This is a genomic window from Acinetobacter sp. ANC_7634 (assembly GCF_056779875.1).
Genome location: NZ_JBWYIT010000001.1, coordinates 267,753 through 280,224, shown reverse-complemented (window position 1 = coordinate 280,224; position 12,472 = coordinate 267,753). Strand labels below are relative to the sequence as shown.

General features: G+C 39.6%; 11 protein-coding genes. 4 read left to right on the top strand and 7 right to left on the bottom strand.

What is annotated here, in order from left to right; genetic code table 11:
- Positions 1-39: 39 nt before the first annotated feature.
- Both AC1M9A_RS01295 and gap read right to left on the bottom strand, forming a co-directional pair.
- Positions 40-1,206 carry an ATP phosphoribosyltransferase regulatory subunit gene (locus AC1M9A_RS01295; protein WP_035265874.1) on the bottom strand — a complete coding sequence of 389 codons (1,167 nt, stop codon included), beginning with the start codon at positions 1,204-1,206 and terminating at the stop codon, positions 40-42.
- A 227-nt stretch (positions 1,207-1,433) separates the two neighbouring features.
- The gene (gene gap, locus AC1M9A_RS01290; protein ID WP_481588434.1) at positions 1,434-2,465 is read right to left on the bottom strand and encodes a type I glyceraldehyde-3-phosphate dehydrogenase; all 1,032 of its coding nucleotides are present in this window, start codon (positions 2,463-2,465) and stop codon (positions 1,434-1,436) included.
- Between the two features lie 368 nt (positions 2,466-2,833).
- Here gap and alaS point away from each other — a divergent pair, with 368 nt between their 5' ends.
- The 3 genes from alaS (at position 2,834) to csrA (ending at position 7,372) form a co-directional block, all read left to right on the top strand.
- Positions 2,834-5,527: an alanine--tRNA ligase gene (alaS, locus tag AC1M9A_RS01285; RefSeq protein ID WP_481609462.1), complete on the top strand. Its 2,694-nt coding sequence runs from the start codon at positions 2,834-2,836 to the stop codon at positions 5,525-5,527.
- Positions 5,528-5,592: 65 nt separating this feature from the next.
- The gene (locus tag AC1M9A_RS01280) at positions 5,593-6,873 is read left to right on the top strand and encodes an aspartate kinase (RefSeq protein WP_092766113.1); all 1,281 of its coding nucleotides are present in this window, start codon (positions 5,593-5,595) and stop codon (positions 6,871-6,873) included.
- A 244-nt stretch (positions 6,874-7,117) separates the two neighbouring features.
- The gene (csrA, locus tag AC1M9A_RS01275; RefSeq protein WP_035265869.1) at positions 7,118-7,372 is read left to right on the top strand and encodes a carbon storage regulator CsrA; all 255 of its coding nucleotides are present in this window, start codon (positions 7,118-7,120) and stop codon (positions 7,370-7,372) included.
- Positions 7,373-7,438: 66 nt separating this feature from the next.
- Here csrA and rnhB read toward each other — a convergent pair whose 3' ends face one another.
- Together rnhB and AC1M9A_RS01265 are read right to left on the bottom strand one after the other, a co-directional pair.
- Positions 7,439-8,005: a ribonuclease HII gene (gene rnhB / locus AC1M9A_RS01270; protein ID WP_092766112.1), complete on the bottom strand. Its 567-nt coding sequence runs from the start codon at positions 8,003-8,005 to the stop codon at positions 7,439-7,441.
- 66 nt (positions 8,006-8,071) lie between these two features.
- Positions 8,072-8,452 (bottom strand): hypothetical protein, encoded by a 381-nt coding sequence (locus AC1M9A_RS01265; RefSeq protein ID WP_180027580.1) that lies wholly within the window; start codon positions 8,450-8,452, stop codon positions 8,072-8,074.
- 203 nt (positions 8,453-8,655) lie between these two features.
- Here AC1M9A_RS01265 and AC1M9A_RS01260 point away from each other — a divergent pair, with 203 nt between their 5' ends.
- On the top strand, positions 8,656-9,213 hold the full coding sequence (locus AC1M9A_RS01260; protein ID WP_180027579.1) for a cytochrome b: 558 nt from the start codon (positions 8,656-8,658) through the stop codon (positions 9,211-9,213).
- Positions 9,214-9,225: 12 nt separating this feature from the next.
- On the opposite strand, the gene AC1M9A_RS01255 is transcribed toward AC1M9A_RS01260, so the two are convergent.
- The 3 genes from AC1M9A_RS01255 to AC1M9A_RS01245 form a co-directional block, all read right to left on the bottom strand.
- Positions 9,226-9,549: a hypothetical protein gene (locus AC1M9A_RS01255; RefSeq protein ID WP_481596856.1), complete on the bottom strand. Its 324-nt coding sequence runs from the start codon at positions 9,547-9,549 to the stop codon at positions 9,226-9,228.
- A 130-nt stretch (positions 9,550-9,679) separates the two neighbouring features.
- Positions 9,680-10,678, bottom strand: coding sequence for an adenosine deaminase (locus AC1M9A_RS01250; protein WP_481609461.1), 999 nt, complete (start codon positions 10,676-10,678; stop codon positions 9,680-9,682).
- A gap of 73 nt (positions 10,679-10,751) precedes the next feature.
- Entirely contained in the window at positions 10,752-12,071 is a 1,320-nt protein-coding gene (locus tag AC1M9A_RS01245) for an NCS2 family permease (RefSeq protein ID WP_035265860.1), read from the bottom strand.
- Positions 12,072-12,472: the final 401 nt, after the last annotated feature.

The window sequence follows — 12,472 nt, the reverse complement described above, 5'->3', positions numbered from 1 at the left end:
GAAGAACATGATTTGAAATTTAGTATTCAAATCAGGTGATTAAATCTGTTCGAGTTTCCACTCACCCGCTTGATTCACCAACTGGTGAGTCGCGTTAGGTACTGAATTCAACTCATCTTGACCAAGCAACTGCACAACGCTTTTACCTTGATCACGTAATCCTTGAATTGCTTTGACTAGGTCAGCATTATTGCCCTTAGGTGCAACGATCACTTCCAATGCTTTAAATTGACCAGCGCTTAAAGCGTATAAGTCACATGAAAAGCCAGTTGCTGGACGTGCACGACCAAAATGCTCACCAATACCATCATAACGTCCACCTTGAGCTAATGGCGCAGCACGATTTGGTGCATACACTGCATACATTAAGCCAGTGTGATAGTGATATGAACGAAGCTCTACTACATCGATACCAATATGCAGATTTGGCCAACGTTGCTGAATCGCATCTTGTGTGCTTTGAACTGCATTAAATGCTTCTTGGAATGCCGAATCTTCTAAGATTTCTTGGCTTAAATGTGATTTTAAAGCGACTAAATCACTTGCATAACGACCAAGCGAATAAAAATCAGATCCGAATTTAAGTTGTTGCGTATATTCAGCAAGTTCTGGCAATGCTTTACGCTGATATAAATCAGATAGATGCGACTCTGTAGCTTTGTTCAATCCTGCATGTTTAACTAAGCTACGGAATAGACCAACGTGTCCAATATCTAAATGGATCGCCTCAGTTACACCTGTATTTTTTAATAATTCCAACATAACATCGATCATTTCGACGTCAGCATCGATACTGTCTGAACCAAACAACTCAGCACCGAGCTGTAAAGGCGCACGTGTGGTATTGAAACCTTGTGGTTTGGTATGAAGTACCGTTCCAGCGTAGCAATAGCGTGCAACACCTTCAACTGGATACACGTGTGCATCAATACGCGCCACCTGAGGCGTCATATCTGCACGCACACCAAGTAAACGACCTGAAAGTTGATCGATTACTTTAAATGTGGCTAAGTCTAAATCTTGATTCGATTCTGAAAGAGAAGATAGAGATTCGATGTATTCAATAAATGGCGTGTACACCAATTGATAACCTCGAGCTGCGAGGAAATCTAACGCGGTACGACGCAAAGTTTCAATAACTTGCGCTTGCTCTGGTAATACATCAGCTACACCATCAGGTAATAACCATGTCTCTGAAATGGGCATGTTGTAAACCTAAATTCTGTCAGCGCGGAACAAATCCGCATAAAAAAATCGGGAACACACCCGATTTCTCCTAGTCTATCACGATCAACCCCCATGTGCATCAGACTTTTAAATAATTAAATCGGAATTTTAGATTATTCATAAGCTTCTATTGGTAATTCTGAACGCACTAGCAGTTGATCTATGTTATAGACTTAAGCCTTTATAAAAGACACAGCATTTCAGTTTCATGACTGATCTGGAAATGAATGACATAAATCCAGTAAACGATTGGTATATCCCCATTCATTATCATACCAAGCATAGACTTTAGCTTGCTTCCCGACCACCATGGTTTGAGTTAAATCAACAATGAGTGAAAACGGAGAATGATTAAAGTCAGATGATACTAAAGGCTCATCTGTTACCGACATAATTTCCGAAAATTGCTCTCGTGCTGCTGAAATTAACGCTTCATTTAACTGATGGTCTGTAATTGGCTGTTGCGCTATAAATGTCAAATCAATAGCTGCCACATTAATGGTAGGAACACGAATTGAGTAACCGTCTATTCGCCCTTCCATTTTTGGCATGACACGTTTGATTGCACCTAGAGCAGATGAAGTCGTTGGAATAATGTTTTGCCCAGATGCCCTCGCACGACGTAAATCGCGGTGAACATGATCTAAAACGGATTGATCCGCTGTAACAGCATGAATTTCTGTCATTAACGCACTTTCTATGCCAAAGGCATCGTCAATAATTTTGACCAGAGGAACCAATGCTTGTGTCGTACATGAAACACTCGAAATAATCTGATCCGTAGTTTTAACCTCTGTATGATTTACCCCGTAGACAATTGCAGCATCAACCGTATCAAAAGGTGCAGCCCCAATTATCACACGTTGAGCGCCAGCATTGAGATGGCGTGTCGCTTCTGCTCGAGATCTAAATAAACCAGTACACTCTAAAACAACATCAACGTTTAAACGCTTCCATGGCAGTTGATCAGGTTCTGTTTGACAGTGGACTTCAATAGATAATTTTTTTTGATAGGCATAAATATTGAGAAATACTTGCTCTGCAACATAACTCAACTCCACTTCCCCATGAAATCTTCCATGTGTGGTGTCATATTTAAATAAATGAATTAAAGTTTCTACATCAGCCACATCATTAATCGCAACGATTTCAAAATTGAATTGTTTTGGATTTTCAAACCAAGCTCTTAAAACATTTCGCCCGATTCGTCCAAATCCATTAATTGCGATACGCTGCATATGTAACCTTCAACTCTTTAATACAAGTTCTTGAAAGCTCTATGTTAAAGTATTTCTAAAATATTCAGTAATAAATAATGGTCTTATGACTACTCAATATTTTTGATTGATCTTCGTGCGAGATACACTGCTTAAGCATTTGAAAATGATCTCAACACCAATAATGATTAAAATTTCACCTAAAATCAGAATTAAAGAGAATTGTCATTAAAACACTTTAAAATCATTGGTACAGGTGGCAAATTCCGTTATAATTTGGCGTTTTTAAACTTTTAGCCCGGTATGCTGGGGTGAATTTTTTTGTGAATTCGCACTTTATTTCCCAGACATATTATTTGCCAATACAGAATTAATGGAGTGACTTGGTTGTGAGTACTCGTTTTATGACATCAGCTGAAATTCGTGAAGCATTTTTGCGTTACTTTGAATCGCAAGGCCACACACGTGTCGCGTCGAGTTCTCTAGTTCCTGCCAACGACCCAACTTTGCTCTTTACAAATGCTGGTATGAACCAGTTCAAAGATTGCTTCTTAGGCCTAGAAAAACGAGATTATGTACGTGCAGTGTCATCACAAAAATGTGTTCGTGCTGGCGGTAAACATAACGACTTAGATAACGTGGGCTACACAGCTCGTCACCATACGTTTTTTGAAATGTTAGGTAACTTCTCTTTCGGAGATTACTTTAAACGTGACGCGATTAAATTCGCTTGGGATTTCTTAACCAATGAAAAATGGTTAGGTCTACCTAAAGACAAATTATATGCAACGGTTTATCACACTGATGATGAAGCATTCGACATCTGGAACAAAGAAATCGGTCTAGATGAGTCTCGCATTATCCGTATCGGCGACAACAAAGGCGGTCAATACGCTTCAGATAACTTCTGGGCAATGGGCGATACAGGTCCTTGTGGTCCATGTTCTGAAATTTTCTATGACCATGGCGATCACATTTGGGGCGGCTTACCAGGCACACCTGAAGAAGATGGCGACCGCTTCATCGAAATTTGGAACAACGTATTCATGCAGTTTAACCGTACTGCTGATGGCGTACTCCATCCGCTTCCTGCTCCGTCTGTCGATACAGGTATGGGCTTAGAGCGTATTTCTGCTGTTTTACAACACGTCAACTCAAACTACGAAATTGATCTATTCCAACACTTATTAAAATCTGCAGCTGAAATTATTGGTTTAGATACTGCTGAACTTGAAGCGAAAGCGCAAGCGGAAGGCAAACCAGTTGAATACCCAGCATCACTTAAAGTCGTTGCCGACCATGCACGCTCGTGCTCATTCCTAATCGCTGATGGCGTAAACCCATCAAATGAAGGGCGTGGCTACGTTCTACGTCGTATCATCCGTCGTGCAGTTCGTCATGGTAACAAGTTGGGTGCGACAGGTTCATTCTTCCACAAAATGTTAAAGCCTTTAATTGAGGTGATGGGCGCTGCCTATCCTGAACTTGAAGCACAACAAGCGCGTATCGAAGCGCAACTTTTAAAAGAAGAAGAGCAATTTGCTAAAACCTTAGAACAAGGTTTGAAATTGCTTGAGGGCGAACTTGCTAACTTAAAAGGTTCTGTAATTCCAGGCGAAGTAGTATTCAAACTTTACGACACGTACGGCTTCCCAACTGACTTAACGGCTGACATCGCACGTGAACGTGATTTAACGATTGACGAAGCTGGTTTTGAAAAAGAAATGGCTGCTCAACGTCAACGTGCACGTGATGCGGGTAAATTCGCAATCGACTACAACAGCGTTGTAAAAGTTGAAGGCGAAACTCAGTTTGACGGCTACGATGCAACTGCTGGTGAGGGTCAAATCATCGCAATCTATAAGGATGGCGAACAAGTTGATGAAGTCGTTGAAGGTGATGAAGCTTTAATCGTTCTAAACCAAACACCTTTCTATGCAGAAAGCGGTGGTCAAATTGGTGATACAGGTATCTTTAAAAACGATACAGGTATTTTCGAAGTTCAAGACACGAAAAAATCTGGTGGTGCGTTCGTTCACCAAGGTATCGTGACCATGGGTAACTTTAAAGTTACTCAAAATGTAGAAGCAACAGTTAAAGCAGACATTCGTGCAGCAACAGCACGTAACCACTCTGCGACTCACCTTCTACATGCTGCACTTCGTCAAATCTTGGGTTCACATGTTCAACAAAAAGGTTCATTGGTTGCTTCTGACGTGTTACGTTTCGACTTTGCCAATGATCAACCCGTGACATTTGAACAGATTCAAGAAATTGAACGTCTGGTAAATGCTGAAGTGATTGCCAATACGCCTGTAACAACCGAACTCCTTGACATCGAATCTGCAAAAGCTAAAGGCGCGATGATGTTGTTTGGTGAGAAATATGGCGAAGAAGTTCGCGTACTTTCTATGGGTTCAATCATTGAAGAGAAAAACTTCTCGATCGAACTTTGTGGCGGTATTCACGTAAAACGTACAGGTGACATTGGTCTGTTCAAAATCACTTCTGAAGGCGGTGTTGCTGCAGGTGTACGTCGTATTGAGGCAGTTACAGGTACGAAAGCAATTGAGGTGGCTCAAAAAGCTGATCGAGACATCAACACGATTAATGGCTTATTGAAAGCACAAAAAGATCAAACGATTGAGAAAGTTGAAGCCTTAGCGGACACAGCATCAAGCTTACAAAAGCAAATTGATCAATTGAATCAAAAACTTGCACATTTACAGGCGGCTGAACTACTTAGCCAAGTTAAGGAAATTGCAGGTCGCAAAACATTAATCACGACTGTTCAAGGTATGGATGCGAAATCACTTCGCAATCTACACGACGGCGTGAAATCAAAATTAGAAAATGCTGTGATTGTCCTTGCAGGTGTAGAGGGTGACAAGGTGAGCTTGATCGCATCTGTAGCTAAAGACTTCACAGCTTCTATAAAAGCAGGTGACATCATCAAACACTTAGCAACTGAGCTAGGTGGTAAAGGTGGTGGTAAGCCTGATTTGGCACAAGGTGGCGCGCCACTTAACGAGAAGTTTGCTTCTGTCATGGCAGAATTAACTGCTTGGCTAGCTGCAAAATAAAACTTCACCTTTTGTGTAACTGACCTTGAACAACTCTTCAAGGTCATGGTTTATATGGAACAACTATGGCATTAATCGTTCAAAAATATGGCGGTACTTCAATGGGTACTCCTGAGCGCATTTTAAATGTTGCTCGTCGTGTAAAGCGTTGGCATGATCACGGCCACAAGGTTGTGGTTGTTGTATCAGCAATGAGTGGTGAAACTAATCGCCTACTCGCTTTAGCGAAAGCCATTACCGACACCCCTGACCCACGAGAATTAGACCAAATGGTTTCAACGGGTGAACAGGTAACGATTTCAATGTTAGCAATGGCACTGAACTCTATCGGTGTGGAAGCGAAATCTTTGACTGGACGCCAAGTTGGTATTAAAACTGACAGCTCATTCACAAAAGCACGTATTGAATCAATTGATACAGATGTCATGACTGAACAATTAGATGCTGGTCGTGTCATCGTTGTTGCAGGTTTCCAAGGTTTTGATGCTAATGGAAACACAACAACTTTGGGTCGTGGTGGTTCTGATACTTCTGGTGTTGCATTAGCAGCTGCACTCAAAGCGGATGAATGCCAAATTTATACAGATGTGGATGGTGTATATACAACAGATCCACGTGTTGCACCAAAAGCGAAGAAAGTTGATCGTATTTCTTTTGAAGAAATGCTTGAAATGGCTTCTCTTGGTTCTAAAGTTTTACAGATACGTTCTGTTGAGTTCGCGGGTAAATATCAAGTCCCTTTACGCGTACTCTCTAGCTTCGACAATGAAAATGATGGCGCATTTGACGAAGAATTTAAAAACAACGTCGGAACACTTATCACTACTGAATTGGAAGACAACATGGAACAGCCAATTATCTCTGGTATCGCATTTAACCGTGACGAAGCTAAATTAACTATCTTAGGTGTGCCTGATCTTCCTGGTATTGCATCTAAAATTTTAAAACCGATTGGTGATGCTAATATCGAAGTGGATATGATCATCCAAAACGTTGAAGAAGATGGTACAACTGACTTCACATTCACAGTCAATCGTGGCGAACTTGCTAAAGCTAAAAAAATTCTTGAAGAAACTGCTCAAGCAATCGGTGCTCGTGAAGTTGCAACACGTGATGATATTGTAAAAGTATCTATCGTAGGTGTTGGTATGCGCTCTCATGCTGGTGTTGCAAGTAAAATGTTTACAGCACTTGCTGATGAAGGCATCAATATCCTGATGATTTCAACTTCTGAAATCAAAATCTCTGTTATTATTGAAGAAAATTATTTAGAGCTTGCTGTTCGCTCACTTCACACTGCGTTTGGTCTTGACCGCGAACATGGTGAGTCTAGCGCACGTGCTTAATTTTCTGCCATGAGTTAGCAGAAACAATGCATACTTGATGAAGAAATATTCAGAGCCACTATAGTTTTTCCTATAGTGGCTCTGTTATATTAGGTCTAGAGGTTTATGGGATAATTTCAATAGTCCTGTGCGAATGGTTAAATTCGTCACATTTATCTATTAAAATATTTCGTGGTGCCGAGGTTGTTATTTTCACTTTTTGAAAAAACTATCGCAGGTTTAGCGTTTAAGCAAGGAGATAAACATGCTGATTCTCACCCGTCGTGTTGGTGAAACATTAATGATTGGGGATCAAGTCAGTGTCACTGTACTTGGTGTAAAAGGTAACCAAGTGCGAATTGGTGTGAATGCGCCTAAAGAAGTATCTGTACATCGTGAAGAAATCTATCAACGAATTCAGCATGAACGTGCGATGCATGAGCACTTGCAACATCTTGACCAAGATTACCAACCTTCTTACGAAGAAGAGAATTACACTCAAAATGATTTCAATCGTTGATTAGAAATGATTTTGTGACTAAAGCGGCTAAATTTAGCCGCTTTAAATTTTTGGTGTTTAAGCTGTTTAAAGTCCCAATGATTTGCGTACTGGACCAAAACTACGCCTGTGCTCTTCAACCACGCCAAACTGTGCAATAGCTTCAAAATGAGCTTTGGTCGGGTAGCCTTTATGTTTTGCAAAACCAAACTGAGGATATTTAGCATCAAGTTCTAACATTTGATGATCACGTGTCACCTTAGCCAGGATACTGGCAGCAGAAATTTCTGGATGTAATGCATCTCCTCCAACTACAGCATCACAACTCATACTCAATCCTTGGGGAATTTTATTACCATCAACCAATACATGTTGTGGTTGCACAGTCAATTGTTCAACGGCACGACGCATTGCCAACAACGAAGCATTCAATATATTGAGGTCATCAATTTCTTGATGACTCGCTTCAGCGATAGCCCAAGCTAGTGCTTTTTCTTTGATCTCTATAAATAATTTTTCACGTTTCTTTTCACTGAGTTTTTTAGAATCATTTAACCCAAGAATCGGATTGTTAGGATCCAAAATTACAGCAGCCGCAACGACCGATCCCACCAGCGGACCGCGCCCTGCTTCATCAGCACCAGCAATCAACATCATTTTCCTAATTTATCCTTAAAAAAATAGGCCGATCATAATCAGCCTATTCATGTATCTTTGAAATTAACGTACAGCTTCAGCTACACATTCATTAATAGTTTTAGTCACGATATTGCTGACGATTGTTGCACGTGCTGTTGGATCAATCGCTGCTGTAGCCAAATCAACCGTAGTTACGCTTTGCGGAGCCTTTTCACTTACACATCCACAAATTTCACCTTGGATATTTTCTTTCTGCTCTGCAGTCATTAATTTCGTTGCAGTTTTCCAAGCAGAAATATTGTTCAATTCAGTTGTGCATTTTGCATTGATCGCAATTTTAAGTGCAGCCGAACCTAACTGTTGAGTAGTATTTGCGGCAGGTGATGATGTCCCCGTTGTACCTGTAGCACAAGCACCGAGTACTAATGTCATTGGTGCAAGTAAAGCAATTAATTTTTTCACAGTGTTGTCCTTATGATCTTACGAATTGAGCTATTTTGCCTAATGTAACATCATGAAGAAATAGATTTTTTGTATTTACCGACTATATGTTCAGTTATAAGTCGCATTCCGTTGCATATTTTCAACACTGTGTCTCATTTCAATACTTATAAATCATTTATGCTTAAATTATTATGTGCGAAATTCAATCATAAGTTTATATCATGAATAATAAATCCAAATATTACACACGTACGGCTCAAGTCTTGCATTGGGTCATGGCGATTATTTTTATCACGGCGTGGACGATCGGCTTTTATAGCGGCAATTTTTTAAGTTATGAAGTAGATGGTAGCTTCAAAGGTGACGTCATCACGCTTCACAAAAATATTGCAACCACTATTATTTTTCTGGTCGTGGTTCGTATCTTTTGGCGCTACACCCATCCTGCACCCGAGTTACCAGAGACAATGTCTCCCCTCATGAAAAGACTCGCACATTTAGGGCATCTTGGACTTTATTTTATGCTTCTGGCTTTACCAATTACGGGTTGCTTATGGAGTTGGAGTCTCGGCTACCCTGCACCAGTATTATTCTTATTTGATCTACCTGCTTTAATAGGTGAGAATCCTCAAGTAACTGAAATTGTAAAACCACTTCATATTTGGATTTCTTGGGCTGCAGGTTTACTTTTACTCGGACATATTGCTGCGGCATTAAAGCATCACTTTATAGATAAAGATCATGTCTTAGACAGCATGACCAAACAACCTAAAGATTGATTGAGTACGGCTCTAAATTTCTGAGTGAGATTTAGAGCTAATCACACATGCTTTTAGGCTATTCAACATGGCTTTTCGAATGACTTCTTGCTTGATATCTTCGTTAACTGTTGCTTTGGCAAGTTCCTGAGCCGGAATATCTTTTAAAGCATGATTTGATACACAATCACAGGTTTCTAATTTTAATTTCTTTTTGTTTTCTTCATTCATTAAATATGTCGTTATTTTCCATATTTTTGAATGGTCGACTTCACGCTCACATTGATACTGGATGACAGGCTTTAATATACGCTGTGTCAATATCGTATTTGCATTCGCGATAACTACGGGCAACATTAGCAGACTCAGGCAAAACAAAGACTTCAATTTCAACATCACATTCGGCTCTATTGTTTAAAGCATATTAAACCAAAGGTGGGATTTTGCCCCCACCTTCCAGTATTTCACATAAACAAATTTAACTGTTTTAAATTGCGAGAATTTTATCTTTCCACTTTTGTTTTTGCACATCGGAAATAAACGATGCTTCAAATGAATTTATAGCGAGTTGCTTTAATTCATAATTTGTTAAATCTAAGGCCTCAGCAATCGCAATAAAGTTATCATTCATATACCCACCGAAATAAGATGGATCATCTGAATTGACGGTTACATGCACACCCTGCTGTAACAAACGGCGAATATTATGATCTGCCATATCATCTACAACACAAAGCTTTAAATTTGATAATGGACAAACCGTTAAAGGCATTTTTTCAGCAATCAAACGCGCCAACAACTTTGGATCTTCTTCAGAGCGTACGCCGTGATCAATACGATTCACTTTAAGTACATCCAAAGCTTCCCAAACATATTCTGCTGGACCTTCTTCACCTGCATGAGCAACAACCAAAAATCCTTCATCACGTGCTTTTGTGAATACCCTTTCAAATTTAGAAGGTGGATGCCCAACTTCACTTGAATCTAACCCTACCCCAATAATTTGGTCTTTGTAAGGTAAAGCTTGTTCAAGTGTTTCAAATGCTGCCTCTTCACTCAAATGACGTAAGAAACACATAATCAAATGCGTTGTGATGCCTAATTTTACCTCAGCATCGTGGCAAGCTCGTTTTAAGCCTTTAATTACCGTTTCAAATGACACACCACGATCCGTATGGGTTTGCGGATCAAAAAACATTTCAGTATGAACCACTCGATCTTCTGCACATTTTTCAAAATATGCCCATGCAAGATCATAAAAATCTTGCTCATTGATCAATACATTCGCACCTGCATAGTAAATATCTAGAAATGATTGCAGATTGTGAAAATTATAAGCCTGTTTGACTTCTTCAACTGATTGATATGGGATTGCAATTTCATTGCGCTGAGCAATGGCAAACATCAACTCAGGTTCAAATGTCCCTTCAATATGGACATGAAGCTCAGCTTTAGGTAAAGCTTTAATTAACTCAACACGGTTCATTGCTACTCCTCATGAAACCAAAAAATAAAAAGGGTGCAAACTGAGTTTACACCCTTTTAAAAACTGTTAAAAATTAGCCGCCAAACATTGCAAATTTTAGCGCCCATAATACTGCGATAATCCATACCATATATGGTACTGTAGATGCTTTACCTGTAAGTAACTTCACCAATGCATAACTGATAAAGCCCATGGCAATACCATCAGCGATTGAGTAAGTGAACGGCATAAACACGATCGTTAAGAAAGCAGGAACCGCTTCAGTAATATCATCCCAATCAATATGCGTAATTCCCTGAATCATCAATACCCCTACAAAGAGTAAGGCTGGTGCAGTTGCAAACCCAGGAACAGATTGAGCTAACGGTGCTAAGAACAAACAAGCAATAAAAAGTAAGCCAACTATTACCGCTGTAAGACCTGTACGCCCCCCTGCTGCTACACCCGCAGAAGACTCAATATATGGTGTCGTTGATGATGTACCTAATGCAGCACCAGCAACAATCGCTGAAGAGTCCGCAAACAGAGCTTTCTTTAAGCGTGGCAATTTACCATCTTTGAGTAAACCAGCACGATGTGAAACACCAACCAGCGTTCCTGTTGAATCAAATAGATCAACTAAGAAGAACACAAAAATTACACCGATTAAACTTGCGGTAAATAAGCCTTCAAAATCCATTTGCATGAATGTTGGTGCAATTGAAGGAATTTGACCAACCACACCTTTAAATTCACTCAATCCTAGGAATGTTGAGATTGCAGTCAACACTAAAATACTAATGATAATCGCACCACGTATTTTAAAGTGATGCATAACAACAACCATCAAAAAACCGAATAAGGCTAAGAGAACGGTTGGTTGTTTTAAATCACCTAAACCCACTAGAGTCGCAGGATTATCCACAATGATGCCAGCATTTTTCAAAGCGATTAATGCTAGGAATAAACCAATACCACCACCAATAGCCAATTTTAAAGACATTGGAATGGCATTCACGATAGCTTCACGAATTTTAAACATACTGATCGCGATGAAGACCAGACCAGACACAAATACCGCAGCTAAAGCGGTTTGCCAAGGCACACCCATTCCTAAACATACCGAATAGGTGAAATATGCATTTAAGCCCATACCCGGAGCCAATGCGATTGGGTAATTGGCAATAATACCCATGACAAAACAACCAATTGCTGCTGCCAAACATGTCGCAACAAATACCGCACCATGATCCATTCCTGTTTCAGACAGAATCATTGGATTGACAATGATGATGTAGCACATTGTCAGGAATGTCGTCATCCCTGCAATCATTTCAGTTCGAAAAGTTGTTTTGTTTTCGCTTAGTTTAAATAAGCGTTCAAGCAAACCCGCTGAAGAATTTGGATTTGTCATTGTCGAGCCCCTGCTTAAGATCGAGCGAGTCGTAAAAATTATTTAGATCATTTATTCAATGATTCATTGGCAAATGTAGCTCAGATGACGCATTCAATAAACGTACCAAAATGACATTTCCGATAAATTGAAGCACAATTAAAAAAGCTGCAATAAAGCAGCTTTGATATGATGATCTATCAATTGAACAGTCGCTAGACAATTCGATCTATCGGGATATATTTTTAATTATAACATAGACTGAATTTGAAGGGCTGAATACACAGTCATAGGTTATAAAGCGCAAAAATTTAATCTTTATTTAAATTATGTTAAAAAATATAAATTTAAATATACCCCTTAAAAAATCACTGATGATTTTTAGATCATTTAATTTTAAATGGTAAATAGATTAAGCTTGC